This window comes from Blautia sp. LMAG:36, from assembly GCF_008680535.1.
GTDB classification, from domain to species: domain Bacteria; phylum Bacillota; class Clostridia; order Lachnospirales; family Lachnospiraceae; genus Blautia_A; species Blautia_A fusiformis.
The window spans coordinates 56,009-82,995 of record NZ_NALB01000007.1; the positions used below are offsets into that span (position 1 = coordinate 56,009).

Genomic DNA, 26,987 nt, shown 5'->3' on the forward strand with positions numbered 1-26,987 from the left:
AAAGAAAGGAAGTGCGGCATGCTTGCATTAAAGATCACAGATATCCGGGATTTCACAAACAAACTTTTTATAGGAGAAGTATTTGACAAATTCTGTCTGTCCGAAGCGACTGTGACTACTTTTAATACTTTTACCATTGATGGCAGGCTTCAGAAAGATTTTTTTGATACAGACAGCATGAACAGACTCACAGAGCACGGCCGGACACATTCTCTCTGGAAGGACATCAGACCTTTCTGCTGGTCTGTGATCCGCGGTAAGCGTACGCCCTTAAGCTTCAGGATCGTGCTGCATTTAAGTCGGAGTGGAGTTGAAGCTGCAATGAGAAATACAGATTTCGGAATTTCCTCCGAACAGATAGACGGACTATTCTTAAATCTTCAATTTAAAAATAACAGCCTTCTTTGTACTACCGGAACCTCTCTTAAAACATTCTCTATGGATAAACGCCCAGAGCAGCTCTGGGATGATATGATCCTGAGCTTTCTGTCCAGGAATCAGATTCTTTTTGAAAGGCTATAGTCAATTCTCTTCTTCTATTTCCCTCAGGTAATACGCAAGCATATCAATAAATTCACTGTTGGTAGGCTTGTATTCCAGAGGATATCCTGCAATCTCATCCAGCAGTTTTTTATTTCCTTCCCAACACACATTTACCATTGTTCTGATATCATGCTCAATATTGGTAGGTGTTGATCTGTACTTCCGCGCCAGGCATGGATAAATGTCCTTTGTGATCCGCAATGGTTTATACTGATACCCCATGGAAATCTTTACCGCTTCCGCAACGAAAAAATATCCTTTGTATTTCGAATTTGCACCAAGTCTTCTGATCAATCCATACACCTTTTTCATACATTTGTTCCTCCATTTCATTTTTTTCTCTTTTTAAAAGCACTCCCTTATGTATAATACGACAGTTATCTATATTTTTCGCTTTCTTCTGAAAATTTATTTTATACATATTAGATACTAATTTAAATTTTTAGTCATATTTTACAGGTTATTTTTATTTAATAGCTATTATTTTATTTAAAATTCCTATAATTGTGTTAAAGATACACATATTGTTATAAAAAAAGCAAAGGCTTCGCCCCATTACGGGCAAAGCCTTTCGATCATTTTATATGTCGTTTTATTTTGTAAGGACCATAAGGATATCGTTGCTTCTCTTTACAAATTTTGTCATTTCTTCAGGAGAAAGCTGTTTATGGCTCATCATTGCAAGATCATAAAGCTGTTCACAGATCACCGGAACATACTCTGATCCCTGATTTTCTGCTATAAATCTTACAAGAGGATGATTTGCGTTCAGTACAAGTACTTCCTGACCACCGAACATATTCGGATCCATTCCGTACATATTGTACATTTTCATCATATCCTGCATACGGCGACTCTCCTCAGGAAGAGTGATCATCGCTGCAGTTCCCTCATTTTTCAGCTTCTCTACTTTTACTTCAAGTTTATCCTTGCCAAGATTCTTACGGAACACCTCAGTAAGTGTCTTGACTGTTGCTTCATCCGCTTTTCCGTCTTCACGAAGCTCTTCTGTCAGATCTGCATCAATTCTCTTGAACTGGATCGTCTGATCCTGCTGTTCAAGATGGGAAATAAACTGTGAATCGATCACATGCTTCAGCAGTACAGCATCTTTACCCGCTTCACGGAACATATTAATGTACTGGCTCTGCTGTACCTCATCGGTCACATAATAGATCACCGTTTTTTCCGGTTCCTCATTCTGGGATCCTTCAGAAGCTTTCTCCTCTGTCTTCTCCTCTTCAGCTGCTTTTGTTTCTTCTTTTTTATTTTCCTCAATGCAGTCTTTCAGGGTAAGATATTTGCCATCCAGATTCTTAAAGAGGATATAATCGTTCATCTTCTCACCAAATTTCGCATCCTTGATGCAACCAAATTTGATAAACGGGCTGATATCATCCCAGTACTTCTCATAAGACTCTCTGTCTGTCTTGCACATTCCGGTGAGCTTATCTGCTACTTTCTTGGTGATGTATTCAGAAATCTTTTTCACAAAACCATCATTCTGCAGTGCAGAACGGGAAACATTCAATGGAAGATCCGGGCAGTCGATCACACCTTTCAGAAGAAGAAGGAATTCCGGGATCACCTCTTTGATGTTATCTGCAATAAATACCTGATTATTATAAAGCTTGATGGTTCCCTCAATGGAATCATACTCTGTCCTGATCTTCGGGAAATACAGGATACCCTTCAGGTTGAACGGATAGTCCATGTTCAGATGGATCCAGAACAGCGGTTCCTTGTAATCCATAAATACCTTACGGTAAAATTCTTTATACTCTTCATCCGTGCACTCATTTGGGTGTTTCATCCAGAGCGGCTGTGTATCGCTTAAGGATACCGGCCGTTTATTGATCTTTACTTTATCTTTGGCAGGAGAAACTTCCACAACTTCTTTCTCGCCTTTATCATTCTCCTTTTCCTCTGTCTTGGCATCCTCATGGATATGCTCAACTACCACATCATCTTCACGGAGATCTGCCTCATCGATCGTTTCATACTCCTGTTCAGCATTTGCTTTGGAAAGATAGATATTTACCGGCATGAAAGAACAGTATTTCTCGATAACCTCTCTCATACGATATTCATTGGCAAACTCCAGGCTTTCCTCATTGAGGAAAAGAGTGATCTCTGTTCCCGGTTCTGTTTTGTTTCCGTCTGCCATCTCATACTCCGTACCACCGTCACAGGTCCAATGTACCGGTGTGGAACCCTCCTTGTAAGAGAGAGTATCAATATGAACTTCATCTGCAACCATAAATGCAGAATAAAATCCAAGTCCGAAATGACCGATCATCTGATCATCCGTTGTTTTATCCTTATATTTCTCAAGAAACTCTGTGGCACCGGAAAAAGCGATCTGTGTGATATATTCCTCTACTTCATCTGCTGTCATACCAATACCGTTATCGATAAACTTCAAAGTTTTCTGATCCGGATCAACGATAACATTTACAGCCGGTTTGTAACCTTCCGGGAATGTATAATCTCCCATAACTTCCAGCTTTCTCAGTTTGGTGATCGCATCGCATCCGTTGGAGATCATCTCTCTTACAAAAATATCATGGTCGGAATATAACCATTTCTTGATAATCGGAAAAATATTTTCACTGTTGATTGATAAACTGCCATGTTTTGCTGACATATATGTCACTCTCCTTTTGTTTTTATTTTTATTTCTGATGTTCCGACAGAGCCGGAAACCTGTTGTTTTTTTCAATAAATATATACTAATACGACTTTTTACAAAAGTCAAGAAAAATTTAGCACTCATCATTATAGAGTGCTAGTAACAGCATGTAAAACGGATCTCTATGTGCAAAAAAATCCCTCCGTACATTTTTTGTACGGAGGGTGCTGTAAAACTATCTTCTACATTCTGTTCTTATTTTTTCTTTCTACGATATACAAGGATTCCTCCAATACATACCACAGCCACGATCAAAATGATCACAAATGTCATGATCGGTGTACTGTCTCCCGTCTGCACTGCAGATTTCTGATTTGTCTGTGTCACTGCCGGACTCGGAGTCGCAGTAAGAACTGCTGCCTGTGATACCGTAAAAGTAACCGTACTTTCTGACTGTGTACCGGTATCCTTCCAGCTGGAGCCGTCGTATTTCTGCTGTCCAAAGGTAACTTTCAGAGTATATTTTCCCGGCTTGCTGACACGGAATGTTGCAGTATAAGGCTCTCCATCCCAGGTACGGGTCTCTGTGATCTTCCAGCTCTTCGGCTGATATCTGGTATCTCCCTTACGCGGGTTTGTATTATCCATTCCTGCACCAGCTGCTGTAAAGGTGATCTTTGTATTGGTATCATACTTGCCATTGGAATCAATGCCTGTGATCTTATTGTCCGATGCAGCGGCTTCCGTGCCCTGATATCCATTTACTGTAATACTTACTGCGATCACTGTACTGATCTTGTTGGGATTCTTAACCCCCTCCGGAAGAATGACGGTACCTTTTACATTAAATATCTGACGTTCTGCAGAAGACGGATCATAAGAAGATCCCTTAACATCCCATTTAACAGATGCCTTCTGCTCTCCCTTTGTTGTAGTGATCTTTACTGTTCCCGGAAGCTTCAGGGCTTTCTGGGTTTTCTGGGTTCCATTGGGTAGATCTTTGATATCGGATGGCTTTTTGATGCCTGTAAGGTTATTCGCCTTCTTACCGTTATCTGTTTTTTTCTTTGTAACACTGAAATGGACATTTACATAAGCTTCCACATTTGCATCATTGGCGATCACAATGTCTTCCAGATATTCCCCCTGTGAAAGTCCGCTGACCGGCTGTACGCTAAAGGTTGCATTATCTCCTGCTTCCAGCTCTGTGGCGGAAAGTGTACCAATTGTATATGCATTTGATGAAGGCTGTTTCAGAACGATCTTTGTATTTCCGGTGTTGGTAACTGTAACTTTCTTCGCATCAGGAAGTTCCTTATAGCCTTCCTCTTTGGTTCCAAACTCCAGACTATCTGTTACCGAAAGACCGGGATTGGGTTCCGGTTCCGGTTCCGGCTCCGAAACTGTAAATTCCAGCCGGACTTCAGCCAGTGTGTTTCCGGTATTCTGATCTGTCACAGAAATCGTATCGCTGTGATCTCCGACCTGAAGACCGGTCTTGGGCTGTACGGTAAAGGTTGCCGCCTTATCTCCGGGATTGAGCACTTCCGCAGAAGGCTCTCCCACCTCATAATCCTCCGGAGCAGAAAGCTGGATCCGGATAGCCTCTGTACCTGTATTCTCTACGGTTACAGGCTGTGCATCCGGCGCAGTCTCATAGCCCTGTTCCAGTGTTCCAAACTTCAGAGGACCTTCCGGTTTCACTGTTGCAGTAACTGTTTTTGGTGTTTCTGTCTTTACCATAACCGAAGCCGTCACTGTAGCAGATGCTTCCGTGCTTTCATCAGAAGCAAATACAAGCTCTTCCACGTATGGATCATCTTTTGCAGAGAGTCCAAGCTTAGGCTGTACGGTAAAGGTCTGCTCTCCTCCCTGCGCCAACTGGATATTTCCGCTACTCTCCACTTCACTGACCGGCGCAATATCAAAAAACTCCGACTCAGGCTGTACTAACGTCACAGCTTCTGTACCTTCGTTTTTGATCGTGACTGTACTTGTTGTTTCTACCTTTTCATAACCGGCAGTCAGATCATCAAAAGGCAGTTCTGTCGGATCCGCAGTTAGCTTGTATATTTTTTCCGCTGCAGGGTCCGATGTTTCCCCGGGATCTGTCTGCTCATTATTTTCATTATCTTCGGCTTTTTTATTTTCCGGTTCTTTTACTGTAAAGTCCGCTTCAAAGAAGACATCGGCACCTTCTTCTGTCTGATACGTGATCAGATCTTTGTATTCCCCAGCCTTCAGACCTTCTCGTGGTTTTACCCACACAGTAACACTTTCACCACTCTTTAATGGCGCATCATTAATATCCGCAGCCATGAAATTCTCCGGGGCGATCTCTTTAAAATTAAGATCGCCGGTTCCGTTATTTTTGATAGTAACCATCTGTGCTTCCGGAATTTCCGTATATCCTTCTTCCACGGAACCAAAATCCAGAATTCCACTTCCATCTTCCGTGTATGCAGATGCCGAATATGTCGGTTCCTCATTTTTTTCAGAAGCGTCTGCTGCTGTATCTGCGGAATCCGGTGTCTCTGTCTGACTATCTCCAGATGTATCTGCCTCATCGGTATTCTGAGGCCCTGACTGTTCTCCGTTTACTTCTATAACAGAGTTTTCAGCAGGCTCCTGGGTATCTGCAGGTTCCTGTGCATCTGTATTTTCCTGTACATCTGTATTCTCCTGCACATCCGCTGACTCCGTTTCTTCTGCCGGCTCTATGGTTTCCTCAGGCTGAGCACTATCAGGCTCCTCTGACATTCCAGCTTCTGTATCCGGCGTGTTCTCTGAAGACTCCGAAGCTGCCGAAGCTTCACTTTCCTCCGCATCCGGATCTTCTCCTGCTGCTTTGGCTTCTTCCTTTTTCTTTTCTGCCAGTGCTTTGGCTTCCTCCTCTGTTTCGGAAACCTCCTGGGTCGTCACCGTAAGCTCACCACTAACTCCCGTCTCTTCTTTTCCGGTAATCTTCAGAACGATCGGAAGACCCAGATCTTTTTCATCGATTTTATAAGTCTTGTCAGTTCCTACCTCTGTAAGAAGGTCTCCGTCCTTTAATGACCAGGAAAAACTCACATTATCATCTGTGATCCCCTCCGGCTTGACCTTTGAGTAATCTGCACTTAAAGTAGACCCGATCGCAAGTGTTCCTTTGACCTTCAACTTTCCATCAAGAGTTCCAGATGGAACTGCAGTGGCAAATACCATCGATGGAAGCAGCGTTACCATCATAAGCACAGCCATGACGACTGCCAGCACTCTGCTTTTTTTCATATCCCATCCTCCTTTACATCATTTTATTTTCCCCACATTTACCCTTTCTACGCAGGGCTTTCTTTTGCTGATGCAAGTTTATCATATTTAATTTTCAGAGGTGTAATCCCTGCTTTCCGTCAGCCTTCTACGATCATATATTTTCCGTCCGGGAGTTTAAATACTTCGCTTTCTTCTTCCAGCTCCTTCAGGGAAATCCCCTCCACATCTGCGCCCATTCCATCCAGATATTTTTTAACATCCTTCAGGGAATCCAGCACAACTGCCATGCAATCCTCTAGAAATTCCTCTGCCTCCTCAAAATCCTCTGCTACCGGCTCATCAAAAAGCTGACCCTGTTTTTCCAGAAATGTCTGGACATATTCTTTCTTGTACATATTAAAGTACCTCCTTTATATCTCCGCCCGCCGCGATCAGTCTGCGAAGTACTGGTTCCACCTTCTCTGTCTCGTAGAAAGCCGCCGCCTTTACCCCTGGCTTCGCATGCTTCATGGCAAAGCTGTATTTTACAGATTTCATCATTTCAATATCATTGTATTCATCCCCGAACGCCATGCATTCATCCGGTCCGATTCCCAAAAGTTCCTGGTATTTACGGATCCCTTTTGCTTTGTTCGTGGTAAATGGAACAAAATCCACCCACGCAAATCCGGATGTCACAACAGTACATCTGTCTTTGAACCGTTCTCTCCAGTACTGGATGGATTCCTCCGTCATTCCTTCTCTCTCATAAACTGCAACCTTCATACAAGGCTCTGTGATCTCATCAAAACTCTTTATGATCTTACACTGATTTTTTACTTCTTCGATCATCAGATGGCGATAATGTTCTGTCTTGGGCATGATATAATAAAAATCCTTTGTAGAACAGGAAAATTCCGCTCCGGGCTTTTCCCATATTACCTGAATGATCTCTCTGACCAGTTCTTTGTCAAAGCTGTCGCAGTACAGAAGCTTCTCATTCTGGACAGCGAGCCCGCCATTTTCACTGATAAATGCCATCTCGTCCTTTACCGGCGCAAAAAGATTCCTCATATTGGCATACTGTCTGCCACTGGCTGCCACAAAGAGGATTCCCATTTTTTTCAGTTCCTTTACCAGCGGAAAGATCTCTTCCGGCAGCGTCTGTCTTCCACCGATAAGCAGCGTTCCATCCAGATCGCTGGCAACCATCTTAATCATGCTGCTTCTCCTCATAAATAGTAAACAGATCACCAGGTACAGCTGCTACAATATCTGCACCGTTATTTTCAAGCTCTTCTCTGTCACGGAATCCCCATAGTGCACCAACGGTATACATTCCAGCAGCACTTCCTGTCTGCATATCTGTCTTTGTATCTCCGATATACATACATTCTTCCGGCTTTACGCCGAAATCTTCTGCAATCTTCAGCGGACCATCCGGTGCCGGCTTTCTGCGGATCCCTTCCTGCTGTCCCATCACCTCATCAAACAGATCGCCATAGATCGCCTTTACCACTTTCTGTGCCGCAACATGAGGCTTATTGGAGCATACAGCCATCTTAAGGCCTGCATGTTTCAGCTTCTGAAGGGTTTCCGGCATATCTTTATATGGCACAACTTTATACAGCGGATCTTCATCAAATTTCCTGCGATAAAGTTCCCTGACTTCTTCGTAGTGTACCAGCTCCGGATCTCCTGCATCGATCAGGCATCTTCTGATCAGCATATCTGCACCTTCACCGCTGTAATAACGAAAATTATCTGCCGGCTGTGGTTTCAGGGAAAACTTTTCCATGATCTCATTCGCCACATATGCCATAGATTCCAGTGTATCCGCAATTGTTCCATCCAGATCAAATATACAAGCTTTTATCATTTTCTCTTTCATCCTCTCAGGTTCATTCCCAGTTTTTTTGTCTCATAAATCAGTCTTGCCACAGGCAGTCCCACCACGTTGTTATAATCACCACGGATTCCCTTCACATAGGCTCCCCAGGCGCCCTGGATCCCATAGCTTCCGGCTTTGTCCATTGGGTCTTTGCTGTTTACATATTCCTTTATTTCTTCCTCTGTCACCGGATAAAAGCTCACATCTGTGCACTCATGGAAGGTATGAGCTTTCCATCTCCCTTTTTCTCTTATCAGCAAAGTTACACCGGTATATACCTGATGTGTATTCCCCTGCAGCATAGCGAGCATCTCTATTGCAGCTGTCTCATCTGCCGGTTTACCTAAAATCTTACCCTCATAAGATACAACGGTATCTGCACCGATCACAACCACATCTCTCAGATCTCGGTTCTCCTCTTCCTCCAGCGCGTATGCCGTAAACATAGCTTTCTGACGAGAAAGTTCCTCCACCACTTTCGCAGGCTCTGCACTGGTGATCCGTTCTTCCCCGCTGGCAGGCTTCACTTCAAAGGCGACTCCTACCTGGCTTAAAAGTTCCCGCCTCCTGGGAGATGCGGAAGCAAGCACGATTTTCTTCATGTGTAATTCCTCTCTTTCCTGTGTTATCAGTATAACCGTTTCTGTAAATGGGCGCAACCGAAATCGTTGCAGGAGCATTTTGTACTTATCCATTTATTCCTGATGACGATAAAACAAAACAAGCAGTACACCCTGATACCTGTTCACGGTGTACTGCTGTCATATGTTTCGTATTCTTTTTGACAGTTTTTATGCTTTCGGTAATTTGAAAGAGCTCTTCAGAGATACAATGCGGTTAAATACCGGTGCTCCCTCCCTGGAGTCATGGATATCTGCGCAGAAGAAACCGTTACGTACAAACTGATAGCTGTCATAACCTTTTGCTTTCAGAAGCTCCGGCTCTACATAAGCACTTGTTACTGTAAGAGAATTCGGATTTACATTAAGAGAACCATCTTCTTTATTGTAAACACCTTTTTCTTCATCTACGATATTCTCGTAAAGTCTTACCTCAACTTTACCTGCATTGGATGCTTCCACCCAGTGGATCGTTCCTTTTACCTTACGTCCGTCCGGTGCATTTCCGCCCTTGGTCTCCGGGTCATAGGTACAGTGGACTACACGGATCGTTCCGTCGTCATCTGCCTCATAACCTGTGCAGGTTACAAAATATGCATTCATAAGACGAACTTCATTTCCAATATAAAGACGTTTGTATTTCTTAGGAGGCTCTGCCATAAAATCATCACGTTCAATATAAAGTTCTCCACTGAACGGGATCTTTCTGGTTCCAAGCTCCTCATTCTCCATATTATTCGGAGCTTCAAGATACTCAACCTGTCCTTCCGGATAGTTATCGATCACGAGCTTGATCGGATCAAGAATCGCCATCATACGCGGACGTTTCAGCTTCAGGTCCTCACGGATGCAGTACTCGAGCATTGCATAATCTACAGAACTGTTCGCCTTTGAAACACCACAGAGTTCTACAAATTTACGGATAGACTCCGGTGTAAATCCACGGCGGCGAAGTGCGGCGATGGATACTAGTCTCGGATCATCCCATCCATCTACGATGCCGTCCTCAACAAGCTTCTTGATATAACGTTTACCTGTAACAACGTTGGTCAGGTACAGCTTTGCAAACTCGATCTGCTTCGGTGGGTGCGGATATTCCAGTTCCTTTACCACCCAGTCATAAAGCGGTCTGTGGTCCTCAAACTCCAGAGTACAGATAGAATGTGTCACACCCTCAATGGCATCCTCGATCGGATGAGCGAAGTCGTACATCGGATAGATGCACCATTTATCTCCTGTATTGTGATGTGTCATGCGGGCTACACGGTAAATGACCGGGTCACGCATGTTCATATTCGGTGATGCCATATCGATTTTGGCACGGAGAACCTTCTCGCCATCTCCGTATTTGCCCTCACGCATCTCTTCAAAAAGCTGAAGATTCTCTTCTACAGTACGGTTTCTGTACGGGCTCTCTTTACCTGGCTCTGTAAGAGTTCCTCGGTACTCACGGATCTGGTCTGCAGTCAGGTCGCAGACAAAGGCCTTGCCTTTCTTAATAAGTTTCACTGCTGCCTCATACATCTGATCAAAATAATCAGATGCAAAGAAAAGTCTGTCTTCCCAGTCTGCACCAAGCCATTTCACGTCAGCCTTGATGGACTCTACAAATTCGGATTTCTCCTTTGTAGGGTTGGTATCATCAAAACGGAGGTTGAATTTTCCGTTGTATTTCTGAGCCAGTCCATAATTTAAAAGAATGGATTTCGCATGTCCGATATGAAGATAGCCGTTAGGTTCCGGTGGGAAACGTGTATGCACGGTGTCATAAACGCCTTCTTCAAGATCTTTGTCTATAATATTTTCAATAAAGTTTTTGGAAACTGTTTCGTTCTCCATTGCTTTCCCTCCTAAATATCATCCTGATGTTTTATCTTATCATAAATCCGGAGTTTTTGAAACCCGCAAAACCTGTATCTAAACAAAAAATTGTCTGTTTTTAGACACAAAAAAAGCTGCTGACGGGAATCGAACCCGTGACCTCCGCCTTACCAAGGCGACGCTCTACCGACTGAGCCACAGCAGCTTGTTTCGCGACGTTTGTGCCGCTCACAGTTGTTTATATTATCAGATGATTGTCATATTGTCAATACATTATTTTTATTTTTTTAAAAATTCATATTTTCATGATTATAGCACAAAAAATCCTGTGTGCTGTCGCTCACAGACACAGCACGCAGGATTCTCTTTTTACTCTTCTGTCTTTGTCTCTTCTGCTTCTGTCTCTTCTTCCGCTTCGGCCTCCGATTCATCATCTGCAGGTGTTTCCTCTTCTGCTTCTGTTGGTGCCTCTTTAGCATCCTCTGCCTCTTTGGAAACTTCTACAGTCTCAGATGCAGTCTTGTCCCAGTCCTGGAAGACTTCTTTCTCTTCTTTTTCTTCCTTCTTCTCGTCATCTTTGAAATCATCAAGATCTTCGAAATCATCCTCAAAGTCTTCTTCGCATACGGATCGTCTGGATACAAGTGCTGCGATAGCTCCTGCTGCGGCAGCGGTAAGCGCTCCTACTGCAACAAGTCCCCAATATTTATTGATCTTTGCCATAATTTGGTCTCCTTTCTTATTCTGCTCCTTATGAATATTATTTTAATACTTTTATATTCAAAAGGAAAGAGGTATTTACTCTTCTCAAAAATAGCTTTTAATTTTCCCACGGATCCTCTGCAGTGCATTATCAATGGATTTCGGTGTTTTTCCAAGGATCCGGGCAATATCCATATATCCATTTCCATCCAGATACAACTGCAGTACCCTGTTTTCCAGAGGGCTCAGGCTCTTTTTCATTTCATTTTCGAGAGCCGCCACATTTTCCCGGTCGATCAGGATCGATTCCGGATTATCATGCTCCACACAGGAATCTCTGAAGTTTTCCTCCGCCTCTCCGTCGCTTAAAGACACATAAGTATTCAGTGGCTGATGTTTCTGGCGGTTTGAACTTTTAATTGCAGTATATATCTGTCTGTCAATACATATATTTGCAAAAAACTGAAAAGACGACTCCCTGTCTGGCTGGTAATCACGGACTGCCTTAAACAGTCCGATCATCCCCTCCTGTATCAGATCATCTGTGTCCCCACCTATCAGAAACATGGCACGGGCCTTTTTTCTGACCAGACCTTTATACTTTTCCATCAGATAATCTGCAATTGCAGATTCCCCTGCACGAAGTCTTTCGATAAGAACTTCATCCGTCATCTCATTATATCGGCACATTTTTTCTCCGAACAGCTATGGCTGTATTTGATGTATTTATTTTGACAGTCTCTGTCTCACGATCTCAAAAGCAAGCACCCCTGCTGCTACAGAAGCGTTAAGGGAATCGATATCCCCCTTCATCGGGATCGCGGTAGTAAAATCACATTTCTCTTTTACAAGGCGGCTTACACCATTTCCCTCATTTCCGATCACAAGGCCAATAGGTCCTGTCAGATTCTGACGGTACATCACCTCTCCGTCCATATCTGCACATACGAACCAGATGCCTTTTTCTTTCAGTTCATCAATAGTCTGTCCCAGATTAGCAACCTTGGCAACCGGTGTATAATTCAGTGCGCCTGCCGACGTCTTGGCAACCGTAGCAGTCAGTCCTACTGCTCTGTGTTTGGGAATGATCACACCATGAGCACCTGCGAGATTTGCGGTACGGATGATAGCTCCCAGATTATGAGGATCCTCAATATTATCAAGAAGAATGATAAACGGAGGCTCTCCCTTATCTTCTGCTTTTTTCAGGATGTCTTCCACTGTAGAATAATCATAAGCCGCAACCTGTGCGATCACACCCTGATGTGCACCTGTCTCGCTCATGGAATCCAATCGTTCCTTTGGAACAAATTTTACAATGGTGTCATGTTTTCTGGCTTCTCTTGCGATGGTGCGGACCGGTCCGTCCTGACAGCCATCCAGAATAAACAGTTTATCAACACATTTACCGGAACGAAATGCCTCAAGGACCGCATTTCTTCCTTCTATCATTTCAGTCAATTTAAACTTCCTCCTTCTCAAGTCCTGCATGGACCAGCTCCAGTATCCTTGAAAAATCCTCTTTCAGGTAAAGATATCCCATCAGCGCCTCAAACCCTGTGGCACGCCGGTAATCCGCCATGGTGGCATGTTTGGCCATAGTAGCGGAATGCGCATTCCTTCCTCTTCGATATACACTTTTTTCTTCTTCTGTCAAAAGTGGTTCGAGGATCTCCATCATACCCGACTGTGCAGATGCTTTTACAAGGCTGCTGGCTTTTTTGTGGAGACGATTTACCGGACAATTCGCTTTTTTCACAAGAATAGTACGGATCACCAGCTCATAAACGCCATCCCCGATATAGGCCAGCGTCAGCGGCGAATAGGTCCGAAGGTCTGCGTCTTTCAGATCAAACAGCTCTTTCAGTTTCTTTAAGCTCTCTGCCATTTCACACCTTCTCTTGTATCTTTAAGGATGATACCTTTTTTCAGGAGCTCATCTCGGATCTCATCTGCTCTCTTGAAATCCTTTGCCTTTCTTGCAGCCTGGCGCTCCTGGATCAGATCCTCGATCTCTTTGTCAAGAATCTCTTCTTTTTTCTCGATTTTCAGTCCCAGCACATCACTGAGCTTAAAAAGTTCCTCATAAAGGCCACCGGCAAACTCCCTTGAGCTGTTCTCGTCTACGTTTGTGTTGGCAAATTTTACAAGCTCAAAAATTGCCGCAAGTGCATCTGCAGTATTAAAATCATCATCCATGGCAGCTTCAAATTTGGTAACAAAACCTTCCGCTTCTTTGAGAAGCGCAAGCTCTTCCTCTGTAATATTCTCTGCCGCCCCATTGTCTTTACGGTCACTGAGCTTGCCTGCCGCCTCAAGGATACGCTCCAGAGAGTTCTTTGCTGCCTCCATCAGATCTGCGCTGAAGTTCAGCGGACTTCTGTAATGTGCGTTCAGCATAAAGAAACGGAGAACCTGAAGATCATACTGTTCACCGATCTGACGAACGGTACGGAAATTTCCGAGAGATTTGGACATCTTGCGGTTGTCGATGTTCAGGAAACCATTATGCATCCAGTATCTTGCAAAAATCTTACCATTGCAGCACTCACTCTGTGCGATCTCATTCTCATGATGCGGGAAGATCAGATCCTCACCGCCTGCATGGATATCAATCTCTTCTCCGAGATATTTCTTGGACATAACAGAGCACTCAATATGCCAGCCAGGACGTCCGTCGCACCACGGTGATGGCCAGGACGGCTCGCCCTCTTTCTTTGGTTTCCAAAGCACGAAGTCTAACGGATCTTCCTTCTGATCCTCACCGGATACCTTAAGAGAACGGAATCCTGACTGGAGATCATCCAGATTCTTATGAGAAAGCTTGCCATACTCTTTGAATTTCTTTACACGGAAATAAACGGTCCCGTCAGCTGCCGGATATGCATATCCTTTATCAATAAGAGTCTGGATCATGTCGATCATGCCCTGGATCTCCTGTGTAGCCTGAGGTGCAGTTGTAGCAGGTTTTACATTCATATCTGCCATATCCTTCTTGCACTCTTTGATATAACGGGTAGAGATTTCCTCTGCGGAAACGCCCTCTTCAATGGCCTTCTTGATGATCTTGTCATCTACATCGGTAAAGTTGGATACATAATTTACTTCATATCCTTTATATTCCATATATCTGCGCACCGTATCAAAAATGATCATAGGGCGGGCATTTCCGATATGGATCAGATTGTATACCGTAGGTCCGCAGACATACATTTTTACTTTTCCTTCTTCCAGAGGTACAAATTCCTCTTTTCTGCGTGTCAGTGTGTTAAAAATCTTCATGTTACTCTTCCTCCAATTTCCCGATTCTGTACAGGGAGCAGATCGCCTGTGAGGAGATTCCCTCTCCCTGTCCTGTAAATCCAAGGCCTTCCTCTGTGGTCGCCTTGATATTCAGCTGTGATATTTTAATCCCAAGTGCTTCTGCGATATTTTCTCTCATCGTCGGAATATGTGGTGCCATCTTCGGTTTCTGAGCGATGATGGTGGCATCGATATTTCCGATCGCATAGTCATTCTCCTTCAGTAATCCGGCAACATGCACCAGAAGTTTCACACTGGAGATTCCCTTATATGCAGGGTCTGTATCCGGAAAATGCTTTCCGATATCTCCAAGAGCCGCAGCTCCCAGAAGTGCATCCATGATCGCATGGATCAGAACATCCGCATCCGAATGGCCCAAAAGACCTTTTTCCCAGGGAATATCAACACCACCAAGGATCAGCTTCCTGCCCTCTGTCAGTTTATGTACATCATATCCCATTCCTACTCTCATCAAACCGTTCATCACTGCCTTTCCTGAAATTTATGTCAAGTCAAAAGAACCTTTTATGAGCTGTTCCTGCTCAGTATGTGAGCATCTTCCGAAGTCTCAGAAGGCTCAGCCTTCTTCTTGTATACGGTGCAAGTCTGAGACTCTCCTCGATCGCTTTTCCCGGCAGTCCGATATCCCGGACTCTGCTCACGCAGCCAACGATACTCATCATCTCCTGCATATCTGTAACTGCAGGAAGAAGATCTATGATCTTAAGGATTTCCGGAAGTGCACCGGAAAGTGTTTCTGTGCTTACATCGTCCAGAAGTTCCGGGGTGTTTTCTTTTTCAAGTGCTTCAAGAATCCCTTTTCTGCCGAAGGTCTCCTGCAGGAGTTCTGTATCTCCGTCTGTAAAGGCATGCACTCTGCAGGCTCCTCTTCGGATAGCATCTGCAAGCTTTTTATATTCCAGAAGGACCAGCATGGTTGCTGCAGAAACCTTCTCCCCGTGAAGAGCATCCAGGTGACCATTGACCACTTCCATATCCCAGAGGTGGACCATATGGTGCTCCGCCCCGGATGCCGGTCTGGAGTTTCCTGTCATCTGCATGGCCAGTCCGGAAAGGATCAGCGCATACATCAGCTTCTCACATGCATCTTTCTCTCCTGCTGCAATTTCTTTCAGATTATCCTTAACAGTCCGGATCGCTTTTGTTTCCAGGTCTGCCACCGCTGTACAATAGTATTCATCCATAAGAATACTTGCTATCTTCCAGTCTGCCAGCGCAATGTATTTTCCCAGAATATCTGACACCCCGGCTGCTGTAAGCCTTGCAGGCGCCTTAGCAAAAATATCCGTATCCGCAAAAACAAAAAGTGGCGCAGATGCCTGAAATACTTTTTTTACACCATTCCAGGTCATGTCTGCTACTGTGGAAGTAAATCCGTCTGAACTGGCTGCGGTGGGCACAGAGACAAAAGGGATCCGGTACTGATGGGCGACAAAACGGCTGAGATCATGGATCGTCCCCGCTCCAACTGCAAGAACAAGATCGATGTCCTCTTCCATATAATTCTCCACGATCTCCACGGCACGCTCATCTGCCTCAAGACCTTCAGCATCCAGGATCAGTACCTGACACCGGTCATAGATATCCTCCATCAGTTCCTCTGTAGCTTTGTAACTGTTCGTGTCACAGATCAGAAGCGGGGAAATACATTCTTTCAGATCACCGTCTGACATTTCCTTTTCCAATTTCCCGATAGCTCCTGATTCAATTACAATTTCTCTAACGTCTATGTGGTGCTCCCTCCCGCAGCTGCAAGGTCGGGCAAAATCGTCCGCATCGACTCGCATGTACTTATGTCCTCCTGACTTCTTTTAATGATTCACAGCGTATTTCTCTGTCCGCTGAATGATACAATATTACAGTTTGGTATTATACAGGATTTTTTTTTATTACGCAATGATAGAGTTCAACTTGTTTCATCATATAGCAAAAATCCTTTATTTTCAAGGATTTCCGGTGTTTCTACGCCAAACAATGTTTCGCCTGGTTGCGTCTATTTTCTTTTGTTTGTCACAAAAATTGTCATAATAAAAAGCCACTCACAATAAAGGGAAGTGGCTCTGATTATTACATTACATTTTCAAGCTTTTTCAATTCATTCTGTACTCTTGCTCTTCTGCATCCTTCCCCTCCGCTTATTTCCATTCAGCGTCTGCTTCACTTAAAGTCTTTAATTGCCCAAAAAACTCTTTTGCAGCATCCAGACCTACAACCCCACTGTCTGTCAAACAGATATTCGCAATCCGCTTCGCTACTTGCTCATAACCGAATAACATCATAAAAAAAACACCGTCTCACAGACAGTGCACCTCATTTCATGCAACTGGCTGCCATTTTACAGGCCCTGTAGCTTTGCGTCCCAGACTTTCATCTGGTTTGCCGATCATCCTTATTAAGCTTTTATACGTATCCTAAAAAACTGGTTTTATTATACTACAGCGTTCTACTTTACACAAGAAAAAACATTACCGTTTTAACGCCTGAAAACACAAAAAAGAGATTGCTCCAAAACAGAGAAAAATACTTTATCACCACGAAAAAAAATCCCCGCTGTCTGACTGAAATCAGACAACAGGGATTTTTTATCAGATCATCCGATCGCTGCGATCACTTCTACCTCGCAGAGAACGTTCTTTGGCAGTGTCTTGACTGCAACACAGGAACGTGCAGGTTTATTTACGAAATATTTGGCATATACTTCATTAAATGCCGCAAAATCGTTCATATCTGCAAGGAAGCATACTGTCTTGATCGCATTCTCATAGCTGGAACCGGCAGCTTCCAGAACTGCTCCGAGATTCTTCATAACACGGTCAGCCTGCTCCTCGATGGTTGTGCCAACTACCTCTCCAGTTGCCGGATCCACTGGGATCTGACCGGATGTGTAAAGTGTATCTCCATGGATGATAGCCTGGGAGTATGGTCCGATTGCTGCAGGTGCTTTGTCTGTATGTACTGTCTTCATAATAGAATTCCCCTTTCATGAACATTTCGGATACTTCTCTGGCGGAAATATCCATCAGGATCTTGCTCAGCTGTTTTTTATTCTAACTCACAGATCACCCCTGGTCAAGGTCCATATTCAGATAATTATAAACAATACCGGAAATATCCCGGATATGCGAAACTGCGTCCCCAGGTTTACAGTCTTCTGACATCACACAGAGGATATATGTAGTCTTTTCTCCATATACAATGGCGATATCATGCTGGTCCGTATCCGTTTCTCCAGTCTTATTTGCAATTTCCACGGACACAGATATCCCGCTGGGGATCTTAGTAGTAACCTGCTGGTTCAGAAGCAGGTTCAGCATAGCCTCCGAAGCTTCTTTCGATACACATTCTCCTTTATAGATCCGGGAAAGAAGCTCTGCGCAGTCTTTTACGGAAGTAGTGTTCCTGCCACCGAGGCCGACGTCCTTTGAAGAGGACGGGCTTAAGATGTGCTGTACGGAAGTATCTGCAAATTTCTGTTCCGCAAGAAATCCATTTACAGCCTGTGCTCCGTCCTTAAAAACACCCGATGCTGTCTGCAGACGTACCAGCTCATTAAAAGATTCATTGTCACTGACTGTGATCATATTCCAGAGAAGGTCATTGACCTTTGTGGATACGGACGGATCTGTAACATCTTTTTTCATTTTTGCCGCTTCGTTCTGAAGGACTGCATCCATGTTGGCATAGGTCTGGGCCATGACAAACACTTTGATCAGACTGGCTGAGTACAGTGACTGACTGTTCTGTTCAAACTCCTGATCACTGGTCAGATCCTTTACATAAACGCTCCATGTACCCTCATAGGTTCCAAGAAGATCCGCAAGCCGTTTCTCAAGGCCATCCATTCCCAGATCTTTCGTCTCGACTTTTCCAGATTTATCCACGGAAAATCCCTCCGGAGTCTCTCCCTCTTCCTGGAGCAGAACGCCGTTTTCTCCGCCAAAATAATAATATCCGTCAAACATCTGTCCTGCAGCATTCATTTCCAGATAATGGATACCTGAATCTGTGACCATTTTTCCATATTCATCAAAATAATACAGCCCGTTGTATGTTGTTTTGTCCACCACCAGCTCATCCATATAACGTACCTGTGGAGAGGCGCTGAGTTTTCCCAGATTGTTTACCATATAACAGCCGTCAAAAGAAACTTCCTCACCGCTGCCGTCTTTTGCCGGAGCCTTCAGATCGGTGATCTGGACCATATGCGAGTTTCCCGCTGTAAATTTACCGCTTTCGTCGTGATAATAATATCCATCAAAAACCGTTCCGTCGATCTCAAAATGATCAAAATAATACACTGCCGGAGTATTTTCTTTGGTTCCATCTTCATTCAGGCAGTAAAAGCCATTGCTTTTCAGAATATATTTCCCGTTTTCACCGGGAATTGGAAGTATCTGGGACTCCTCCGTAACAGAACCAAGGCTTCCCTGTGCTGTCTGCTGCACTGTTGTCGCAAAAACCGGCTGTGCGAGCATCACTGTGCTCAGACAAAATGCCAATGCTTTATATATTTTTTTTCGTCTCATATACTTCTTTCACTTTTCTTATGATCCTATTTTACAGTTTCTTGTCCTGATCCGGCATCCACACATTCCTCCAGTGATTTTCCAGATAAAGACTCTATAAGTATATCGGATTTCTCCGTTCTGTCAAGTAAACCTCTTCCAGAACGTCTCCACTGCACCTTCTACCGTATCCAGCCTGCAGCCTGTACGGTCCTGCCATTCCCTGGGAAAGATTTCCTGGTAATCCCGATCCCAGAAGCGGTCATCCAAAAGCAATATCACGCCTTTATCCTCTTTTGTGCGGATCACGCGCCCGGCGGCCTGAAGCACCTTGTTCATACCCGGATAGCGATATGCATAATCAAAACCACAGTGATTCTTTTTATCGTAATACTCTTTCAAGATCTCACGGTGACTGCCGATCTGGGGAAGTCCGGTTCCTACGATCACTGCCCCGATCAGACTTTCCCCTGTCAGATCAACACCCTCAGAAAAAATTCCTCCAAGGACACAGAACCCTACCAGGGTACCTTCCCGTTCCTGAAATTCCTCCAAAAATCCTTCCCGTTCCTGTTCTGTCATATCCGGCGTCTGACACACGCAGCGCACCCAGTCTACGGAAAATTCTTCCTCATAAACCTGCAGTACGTCTTCCATAAGACGATACGACGGAAAAAACACCATATAATTTCCCTGCCTCTGCCAGACACATCTGGCAATATATCCGGCGATCTTCCGGTATTCTGCACGATTTCTCCGGGTATACCGGCTGCTTACGTCGCTGCCGATAAGAATCCTGCGGTTTTCTTTTGGGAAAGGAGACTGCACATAAATCCCATAGGCATCACGGTCTGTTGTCAAAAGCTCCCGGTAATAGAGCATGGGAAACATTGTAGCTGAAAAGAAAATAGCACTTTTCCCTTTTTTCAGGTATTCTCCCAGATTTTCTGCCGGGTTCACACAGAACAGCCTCAGACGAAATCCTTCTTCTGCGTTGTTTTCGGTATATACTACATAATTTTCATCTACCAGCTCTGAAACATTTAAAAAATCACGCACTATAAAATAAAATTCCAGTATTTCCCTGCGTAGTTCTTCTTCCAGTTCTTTTTCCTCCAGTATTTCTTCCAGTTCACCTGATATTGTAAGAAATGTGATCGGCAGTACTCCGGGATTGGGAAGCACCTGATACCCTTTTCCTGTTTCCGCAAGATTCTCTTCCAGTTCCATCATCTGGCGATTTGCTTTATCCAGTGTTCTGGCCAGTTTTGAAAATCTCTTTCTTATCTTCTTTCGAAGTGCTACCAGACTCTGACGGGAAATACCGGCACTGTACATCTCTCTGCCACGTTCTACCAGATTATGTGCCTCATCGATCAGAAAAATATAATCCCCGGAAATATTTTCCCCGAAAAAACGTTTCAGATGAACATTGGGATCAAACACGTAATTATAATCACAGATGATCCCGTCTACCCAGATTGAAAGATCCAGACACATTTCAAAAGGGCACACCTGCCATTTTTCTGCATGAGCACGGATCACTTCTCGGGAATATACCTCTTCAGTGGTCCAGAGCTCATAAACCGCATCATTTACCCGGTCAAAATGCCCCTTTGCATAAGGACATTTCTCCGGTGTACATTCCGGAGTATCCTGAAAACACAGCTTTTCCTTTGCCGTGATCGCCGTTACCTTGAATTTCAGACCTTTTTCCCGCAGGATGTGAAATGCCTCCTGCGCCACAGTTCCTGTGATGGTTTTTGCGGTAAGATAAAAAAGTGTTTCACCTTTTCCCTCACCGATGGCGCGCACGGACGGAAAAATGGCAGACATGGTTTTTCCCACACCGGTAGGCGCCTGAACAAATAAGGTCTTCCCGCTGGAAACCGTATGGTACACACCACTAACAATATCCCGCTGCCCTTCTCTGTATGGAAACGGAAACTGCAGATCCTTCATGGATGCATTTCTCTCTTTTTTCCAGTTAAGAGAATATGCGATCCATTTGTGATAGGCATCCAGAAGCTTCTGATACCAGCCTTTAAGCTCCTCTATGGAAAAATCCTCACGAAATCTCCTGGTTTCTTCCGTCTCAAGATGAGCGTATGTCATCTGAATGTGGATTTCAGAAATCCCTTCTTTTTCTCCCCAGATCATTCCGTAACACATGGCCTGGGCACGGTGGACAGGTATTGGCATGTCCATTGCCTGGACATTTCCGTAAGTCCCCTTGATCTCATCAATATAAACGGCTCCGTCCTCTGTAAAGATCCCATCTGCACGGCCCTCGACCTGAATGACCACATCGTCGTATTCACTTTCTTTTTTCAGAGAAACCTCTGCCTGATAATCGCCCTTCATACTCCGCTGTATCTTGCGGTGAAGCCTTCCGCCTTTTAACATGGCTTCCTTATCTCCGGATGTCCCACTGCTGTTATCCAGATCTCCGCTCCTCAGTATAAATTCCACAAGATTTCTGACAGAAATCCTCACTCTTGGTTTTTCCATATTTTCACTCCCGGCAGCTGCCGGAATTCCAGTCCGGCAGCTATTCTTTTTCCATGCTATACCAGGATTATACCATAAAATATGATCCGAAAGCTTCCCATAATAAAAAGGACGCATGTTCTGCTTTTCTTCTCATGAACTGCGCCCTTTTATCACCGTTTTTCTTTATTCATATTTCTCAACCTGCTGCATACTTGGAAAGAACACGATTAAAATCCTCATCTTCTCCGTAACACTTTACTGTCAGAGTCTTTGTCAGATCCAGACTCAAAAGTCCGAGGATCGACTTTGCATCAATGATAATACGGTTATAAAATACATCAATATCAAAATTACATCTGCTGGCTGCACTGACAAACTCCTGTGCACTTTTTTCATCCAGTTTGATCTGTTTCTCCATAGCTGACCGCCTGCCTTTCTGATTTTTTCATATTTCAGTTTTACACAAAAGTTAAGTTTTTGTCAATACTGTTTATTTCATATCAAACTTTTTTCGACACAATGTACAATATCTTTGTCTTTCCTTTGGAAATCCTGTTGAATTTGATTGTATTATTTTTAGATAAATCTTGGATTTTTCCAAAAAAATCCGCCGCAGGACGGTATGTTGATATGATACCTCTAAAGTAGACAGATTAAATATAAAAATCTGTTACTTTGGAGGTATTTTTCATGCCAAAATCAAAACATTCACCTGAGTTTAGAGCTAAAGTATCGCAGGAATATCTGGATGGTATAGGTTCTATTCAGTTCCTTGCTGATAAATACAGTATAGGATATTCAACACTAAAAGGATGGATTAATGAATATCAAATTCATGGGATAGCTGCATTTTGTCATCCATCGAATAGAAATAGAACTTATTCAAAGGAGTTTAAACTCCGATGCGTAGAAGCAGTTCTAAATGGAGAAGGGACTGTTGACGATATCATCGCTAAATATGCAATATCTAGTCGTTCTGTTTTGCGAAGTTGGATTAAGGTGTATAATGCCAATAGAGAGTTCAAGGATTATAATCCAAAACGGGAGGTCTATATGGCAGAGGCACGAAGAAAAACAACACTTGAGGAACGAAAAGAAATCGTTAATTATTGCATCAACCATAATCGTGACTATAAGAATACAGCTACAAAATTCAATGTTTCTTACGGTCAGGTCTATTCTTGGGTAAAGAAATATGATAGTGATGGGGAATCCGGATTAACTGACAGACGCGGTCAACGTAAAACAGATGATGAAGTAGATGAATTAGAACGTTTGAGACGTGAAAACTTACGACTAAAGCGTCAGCTGGAAGAAAAGGATATGGTTGTTGAATTGTTAAAAAAAGTGAAAGACTTCGAAAGGATGTGAGGCTGGGTAAGGTTCGTCATGAATCAAAATATCTTGCGATAGAATATTTTCATACAGAGAAAAACTGGAGTATTGGATGGATGTGTAAACATTTGGAGGTCGCAAGAGCTGCTTATTATAAATGGCTACACCGTGAAACACCTGAGGATGAAATGGAAAACATCAAACTTGCAGAGCTCATTAAGGAGTATGATGAACGCTTTAGTCATATCTTAGGGTATCGGAGAATGACTTCTTGGATCAATCATTTTAATCAAACAAAGTACAGCAAAAATAGAGTTCACAGAATTATGAAAAAACTGGGAATCCATTCCGTTATACGAAAAAAGAAGAAAAAATATAGGAATGCCAATGCAGATGAAACAACACAAAATATATTACAAAGAGATTTTTACGCAACTGCACCCAATCAAAAATGGGCTACTGATGTGACTGAATTTAAAGTGCCAGGTAAAAAAAAGAAGTTGTATTTAAGTGCCATTATAGATCTGTATGATAGATATCCTGTGTCATATGCTGTTAGTGCCAGAAATGATAATAAATTAGTATTTAAAACTTTTGATAAGGCAATTGCGTTGAACCCCTGTGCAAAGCCGATTTTTCATTCAGATCGGGGATTCCAGTATACCAGCAAAATGTTTAAAAAGAAACTTGTAAAACAAGAAATGAGACAATCCATGTCTCGGGTTGGACATTGTATTGATAATGGACCAACAGAAGGTTTCTGGGGAATTATCAAAGCAGAAATGTATCAGATGTACGAAATAACTGATGAATCCTCATTAAGATTTGCAATAAAGGATTATATAAGATTTTATAGTGAAGAACGTCCACAGGATAGGTATTGCTGCAAAACACCCCTAGAAGTACGTCAAGAAGCACTGAAATCTGACATACCAGTAGAATATCCTATTCCAGAAAACAAACGAATTAAAAAATATAAAGAGAAATGGTGTGCATAAAAATACCTACACTCCAAAATGAAATGTAGGTATTTTTGTCGCTTACCTTTAGATATCTCACCTGTCTACTTGACAAGGGGCATATCATGTTACACGTACTGCGGCGGTTTTAAATAAATCGGATATTCGGAATCCGCTTCGCTACTTCCTCATAAACAAAATCCGTTTCCGGATTTATATCAATCGGATATTCGAAATCCGCTTCGCTACTTTCTCATAAACAAAATCCGTTTCCGGATTTTGTTTATATCCGTGTCAGAACAAAAATATCGTAGATTGCTCTGACTGCTTTTTCGAAATCACGATTCTCTACACCGATGATGATATTCAGTTCACTGGAACCCTGGTCGATCATTTTTACGTTTACATTTGCATGGGCAAGAGCAGAGAAGATCCTTCCTGCAGTGCCTCTCTGGGATTTCATTCCACGACCAACAACTGCGATCAGTGCAAGGTCAGATTCCATCTCCACAAAATCAGGCTGCACCAGACGGTGGATACCTGCGATAACCTGCTGCTCTTTCTCCTCAAATTCGTCCTGATGAACATATACAGTCATGGTATCGATTCCGGATGGTACATGCTCAAAGCTGATTCCCTGATCTTCAAATACCTGAAGTACCTTGCGTCCGAACCCGATCTCACTGTTCATCATGGATTTCTCGATATTAATAGAGCAGAAGCCTTTCTTTCCGGCGATACCGGTAATAGTGAATTTCGGCTTCTTACAGGTGCTCTCTACGATCAGAGTACCTTTATCCTCCGGGCTGTTTGTGTTACGGATATTGATCGGAATTCCCTCTTTACGAACCGGGAAAATGGCATCCTCATGAAGAACAGTAGCTCCCATGTAGGAAAGCTCACGAAGCTCTCTGTATGTGATTGCCTCGATAGGCTCCGGATTGTGAACGATACGCGGATCTGTTACAAGAAAACCGGAAACGTCCGTCCAGTTCTCATAAATATCTGCATGGATAGCCTTTGCAACCAGGGAACCTGTCACATCAGAACCACCTCTGGAAAATGTCTTTACCGTGCCATCTGCACATGCGCCGTAAAATCCCGGAATAACCGCATGCTGGGATTTGCTGAGCTTTTTGGAAAGGAGTTTATTGGTCTCCTCCGCTTCCAGATTACCAGCTTTATCAAAACGGATCACAGAAGCTGCATCCACGAAATCATATCCAAGATATGCAGCCATGATCTTACCATTAAGAAACTCTCCTCTGGATGCCGCATACTGGATTCCTGCCTGTGCACGGAAATCCTCATCGATCTTCTTGAACTCCTCCTCAAGAGAAAGGCTCAGTCCGAGTCCCTTGATGATCTCATAATATCGCGCCTTGATCGCATTGATCTTCTCAGTGATATCCTCCCCTTTGGATGCTGCGTCATAACATCCATAAAGCATATCCGTCACTTTGATATCCTCGTCAAATCTCTTTCCCGGAGCTGACGGAACTACATAACGGCGGCTCTCATCACTGCGGATGATATCGCCCACTTTCTGGAACTGCTCCGCATTTGCAAGAGAACTTCCACCGAATTTTACAACTTTTTTCATGATAACACCTCTCACCTGTAATTTCGACTTCCAGCGCCGCCTTTTCACCATTCACTGCAACGCTTTACCACAGAAACCTACGGCTATTTTATTGAATAATTTGTAATTTTGCAAGCCTTTCCGTAACATTTCCGCAAAAAAAGTCAAATTATACAAGAGAAAAGTATCTCCTGACCTGTTTCTTATGCACAGTACTGCTTCAGAATGTTCTCGAGAGCTGCAGCGCTGCTTGTGTGACAGCGGCATACCGGAATGGATTTTTTCTTTGCTTCTTCTACTGCGCAGTTTACCATTTTGTGGGAAACGGTACTGGTGAACAGGATCATCAGATCCGGCACCCCGATCTTTTTCTTCATGGCTCCTTTTTCCTTGGCAAAAACTTTCGCCTTGCATCCGAAGCCTTTGCAGATATCCTCATACTGACATACCATTCTTTCATTACCGCCTACAATTACAACGCTCATAATTCACTCTCCTTTGATCTCTGAACTTTTATATGACTGTTTCAAGGTTATTTTAAACTAACTTTACTTTTAAAATATTGAGTTAGCACTTGCTAACTCATTTATTATAATACCATCTTACAAAAAGTTTGTCAAAGGTAATTTTAAATTCTGTCTGATTTTTTATATCCTGTGATCTCGCATACTGTAAGTATGCCGTTTTTTACCTGAAAATGAACATCCATTCCTGCAAAAGGCATTCCGTATATCCTCTCCGGATCTTTCTGGTAGGCAGGCCTCGGATCCTCTCTGAGCACGCCTTCCAACGCAGTAAGCTTATCCTCCGGAATCCTTGCCTTCCATTCTTCCGGGATCTCTACCTGCAGAAAATGCTGCTCCACCTTCGTCGCAAAGCCGCCCAGTGCTTCCGGATGGCAGTCTGCCACAGGCAGATATGGCTTGATATCATAGATGGGGGTTCCGTCCATCAGGTCCGCACCGGATACGATCAGTACAGGAGCTTCTTTGCTTTCCAGATCGATTTTTTCAAGCTTCACACAGGATAAGCCTACAGGATTGGGACGGAAGGGCGATCTGGTGGCAAATACGCCCATCCTTTCATTTCCGCCCAGGCGTGGCGGACGTACTGTAGGGGACCAGTTCTCACGGATCGACTGTGAAAACTCCCACAGCAGCCAGATATGCGAAAAATCTTCCAGTCCTTTTACCGCTTCCCGTACCCGGTATTCCGGTTCAAAAACAATACAGGCTGTCAGTTCTTCCACTCGACCGCTCTGACGCGGGATTCCGAATTTTGTCGGAAAATCACTTCTGATCCTTGCGATTATCTTCATATCCCTATTCTCCCTTTCACTTGCCAGATAT

Annotated in this window: 26 protein-coding genes, 1 tRNA gene and 1 riboswitch; of the genes, 3 read left to right on the forward strand and 24 right to left on the reverse strand. The window is 43.5% G+C overall.

Going from position 1 to position 26,987, the window contains the following annotated elements; translation table 11 throughout:
- Positions 1 to 18: 18 nt before the first annotated feature.
- Positions 19 to 522, forward strand: a complete 504-nt coding sequence (locus CCC17_RS09795; protein WP_022426217.1) for a DUF5721 family protein — start codon at positions 19 to 21, stop codon at positions 520 to 522.
- Here the strand turns inward: CCC17_RS09795 and CCC17_RS09800 are convergent, their stop codons facing one another.
- The 21 genes from CCC17_RS09800 to CCC17_RS09900 form a co-directional block, all read right to left on the reverse strand.
- Complete coding sequence (locus CCC17_RS09800; protein WP_022426218.1) at positions 523 to 855, reverse strand: sporulation initiation factor Spo0A C-terminal domain-containing protein; 333 nt, start codon at positions 853 to 855, stop codon at positions 523 to 525. It abuts the gene before it with no gap.
- Between the two features lie 280 nt (positions 856 to 1,135).
- Positions 1,136 to 3,190: a molecular chaperone HtpG gene (gene htpG, locus CCC17_RS09805; protein ID WP_059085170.1), complete on the reverse strand. Its 2,055-nt coding sequence runs from the start codon at positions 3,188 to 3,190 to the stop codon at positions 1,136 to 1,138.
- 240 nt (positions 3,191 to 3,430) lie between these two features.
- Positions 3,431 to 6,445: a hypothetical protein gene (locus CCC17_RS09810; protein ID WP_287083016.1), complete on the reverse strand. Its 3,015-nt coding sequence runs from the start codon at positions 6,443 to 6,445 to the stop codon at positions 3,431 to 3,433.
- Positions 6,446 to 6,564: 119 nt separating this feature from the next.
- The gene (locus tag CCC17_RS09815) at positions 6,565 to 6,822 is read right to left on the reverse strand and encodes a hypothetical protein (protein WP_015525887.1); all 258 of its coding nucleotides are present in this window, start codon (positions 6,820 to 6,822) and stop codon (positions 6,565 to 6,567) included.
- A 1-nt stretch (position 6,823) separates the two neighbouring features.
- Positions 6,824 to 7,627, reverse strand: coding sequence for a Cof-type HAD-IIB family hydrolase (locus CCC17_RS09820; protein ID WP_015525886.1), 804 nt, complete (start codon positions 7,625 to 7,627; stop codon positions 6,824 to 6,826).
- Positions 7,620 to 8,285 carry an HAD family hydrolase gene (locus CCC17_RS09825; RefSeq protein ID WP_147603664.1) on the reverse strand — a complete coding sequence of 222 codons (666 nt, stop codon included), beginning with the start codon at positions 8,283 to 8,285 and terminating at the stop codon, positions 7,620 to 7,622. The genes CCC17_RS09820 and CCC17_RS09825 overlap by 8 nt, the downstream gene beginning before the upstream one ends.
- Positions 8,286 to 8,293: 8 nt before the next feature.
- The gene (locus tag CCC17_RS09830) at positions 8,294 to 8,899 is read right to left on the reverse strand and encodes a Maf family protein (protein WP_022426223.1); all 606 of its coding nucleotides are present in this window, start codon (positions 8,897 to 8,899) and stop codon (positions 8,294 to 8,296) included.
- 189 nt (positions 8,900 to 9,088) lie between these two features.
- Positions 9,089 to 10,756 carry a glutamine--tRNA ligase/YqeY domain fusion protein gene (locus CCC17_RS09835; protein ID WP_015525883.1) on the reverse strand — a complete coding sequence of 556 codons (1,668 nt, stop codon included), beginning with the start codon at positions 10,754 to 10,756 and terminating at the stop codon, positions 9,089 to 9,091.
- A 114-nt stretch (positions 10,757 to 10,870) separates the two neighbouring features.
- Positions 10,871 to 10,943 (reverse strand) — tRNA-Thr (locus CCC17_RS09840).
- Between the two features lie 164 nt (positions 10,944 to 11,107).
- Positions 11,108 to 11,461: a hypothetical protein gene (locus tag CCC17_RS09845; RefSeq protein ID WP_015525846.1), complete on the reverse strand. Its 354-nt coding sequence runs from the start codon at positions 11,459 to 11,461 to the stop codon at positions 11,108 to 11,110.
- 84 nt (positions 11,462 to 11,545) lie between these two features.
- A complete protein-coding gene (sigH, locus tag CCC17_RS09850; RefSeq protein WP_161208969.1) occupies positions 11,546 to 12,130 on the reverse strand; it encodes an RNA polymerase sporulation sigma factor SigH in 585 nt (194 codons plus the stop codon).
- A gap of 36 nt (positions 12,131 to 12,166) precedes the next feature.
- A complete protein-coding gene (gene rlmB / locus CCC17_RS09855) occupies positions 12,167 to 12,892 on the reverse strand; it encodes a 23S rRNA (guanosine(2251)-2'-O)-methyltransferase RlmB (protein ID WP_227573913.1) in 726 nt (241 codons plus the stop codon).
- A 10-nt stretch (positions 12,893 to 12,902) separates the two neighbouring features.
- Positions 12,903 to 13,328, reverse strand: a complete 426-nt coding sequence (locus CCC17_RS09860) for a Mini-ribonuclease 3 (protein ID WP_022426226.1) — start codon at positions 13,326 to 13,328, stop codon at positions 12,903 to 12,905.
- Positions 13,313 to 14,722 (reverse strand): cysteine--tRNA ligase, encoded by a 1,410-nt coding sequence (cysS, locus tag CCC17_RS09865; RefSeq protein ID WP_021650981.1) that lies wholly within the window; start codon positions 14,720 to 14,722, stop codon positions 13,313 to 13,315. Before cysS ends, CCC17_RS09860 begins: the two co-directional genes overlap by 16 nt.
- Position 14,723: 1 nt before the next feature.
- Positions 14,724 to 15,215, reverse strand: coding sequence for a 2-C-methyl-D-erythritol 2,4-cyclodiphosphate synthase (gene ispF / locus CCC17_RS09870; protein WP_044961210.1), 492 nt, complete (start codon positions 15,213 to 15,215; stop codon positions 14,724 to 14,726).
- Between the two features lie 70 nt (positions 15,216 to 15,285).
- Complete coding sequence (locus CCC17_RS09875; protein WP_243148555.1) at positions 15,286 to 16,449, reverse strand: sn-glycerol-1-phosphate dehydrogenase; 1,164 nt, start codon at positions 16,447 to 16,449, stop codon at positions 15,286 to 15,288.
- Between the two features lie 450 nt (positions 16,450 to 16,899).
- On the reverse strand, positions 16,900 to 17,043 hold the full coding sequence (locus tag CCC17_RS09880; RefSeq protein ID WP_015525840.1) for a hypothetical protein: 144 nt from the start codon (positions 17,041 to 17,043) through the stop codon (positions 16,900 to 16,902).
- 36 nt (positions 17,044 to 17,079) lie between these two features.
- A riboswitch (cyclic di-GMP riboswitch) is annotated at positions 17,080 to 17,155 on the reverse strand.
- Positions 17,156 to 17,354: 199 nt separating this feature from the next.
- Positions 17,355 to 17,729, reverse strand: coding sequence for a RidA family protein (locus tag CCC17_RS09885; protein ID WP_015525839.1), 375 nt, complete (start codon positions 17,727 to 17,729; stop codon positions 17,355 to 17,357).
- A 94-nt stretch (positions 17,730 to 17,823) separates the two neighbouring features.
- Positions 17,824 to 19,290: a serine hydrolase gene (locus CCC17_RS09890; RefSeq protein WP_287083017.1), complete on the reverse strand. Its 1,467-nt coding sequence runs from the start codon at positions 19,288 to 19,290 to the stop codon at positions 17,824 to 17,826.
- A gap of 123 nt (positions 19,291 to 19,413) precedes the next feature.
- On the reverse strand, positions 19,414 to 21,780 hold the full coding sequence (locus tag CCC17_RS09895; protein ID WP_287083019.1) for an ATP-dependent DNA helicase: 2,367 nt from the start codon (positions 21,778 to 21,780) through the stop codon (positions 19,414 to 19,416).
- A gap of 178 nt (positions 21,781 to 21,958) precedes the next feature.
- Complete coding sequence (locus CCC17_RS09900) at positions 21,959 to 22,180, reverse strand: HPr family phosphocarrier protein (protein ID WP_015525837.1); 222 nt, start codon at positions 22,178 to 22,180, stop codon at positions 21,959 to 21,961.
- A 272-nt stretch (positions 22,181 to 22,452) separates the two neighbouring features.
- On the opposite strand from CCC17_RS09900, the gene CCC17_RS09905 reads away from it, so the two are divergent.
- On the forward strand, positions 22,453 to 23,133 hold the full coding sequence (locus CCC17_RS09905) for a helix-turn-helix domain-containing protein (RefSeq protein WP_173717586.1): 681 nt from the start codon (positions 22,453 to 22,455) through the stop codon (positions 23,131 to 23,133).
- A complete protein-coding gene (locus tag CCC17_RS09910) occupies positions 23,130 to 24,095 on the forward strand; it encodes an IS3 family transposase (RefSeq protein ID WP_173717587.1) in 966 nt (321 codons plus the stop codon). The genes CCC17_RS09905 and CCC17_RS09910 overlap by 4 nt, the downstream gene beginning before the upstream one ends.
- Positions 24,096 to 24,339: 244 nt before the next feature.
- On the opposite strand, the gene CCC17_RS09915 is transcribed toward CCC17_RS09910, so the two are convergent.
- The 3 genes from CCC17_RS09915 to tsaA all read right to left on the reverse strand — a co-directional run bounded on the left by CCC17_RS09915 (position 24,340) and on the right by tsaA (position 26,956).
- Positions 24,340 to 25,659 (reverse strand): aspartate kinase, encoded by a 1,320-nt coding sequence (locus CCC17_RS09915; protein WP_015525836.1) that lies wholly within the window; start codon positions 25,657 to 25,659, stop codon positions 24,340 to 24,342.
- 182 nt (positions 25,660 to 25,841) lie between these two features.
- Positions 25,842 to 26,123 carry a DUF2325 domain-containing protein gene (locus CCC17_RS09920; protein ID WP_015525835.1) on the reverse strand — a complete coding sequence of 94 codons (282 nt, stop codon included), beginning with the start codon at positions 26,121 to 26,123 and terminating at the stop codon, positions 25,842 to 25,844.
- Positions 26,124 to 26,266: 143 nt separating this feature from the next.
- Positions 26,267 to 26,956 carry a tRNA (N6-threonylcarbamoyladenosine(37)-N6)-methyltransferase TrmO gene (gene tsaA, locus CCC17_RS09925; protein ID WP_021650988.1) on the reverse strand — a complete coding sequence of 230 codons (690 nt, stop codon included), beginning with the start codon at positions 26,954 to 26,956 and terminating at the stop codon, positions 26,267 to 26,269.
- Positions 26,957 to 26,987 lie beyond the last annotated feature (31 nt).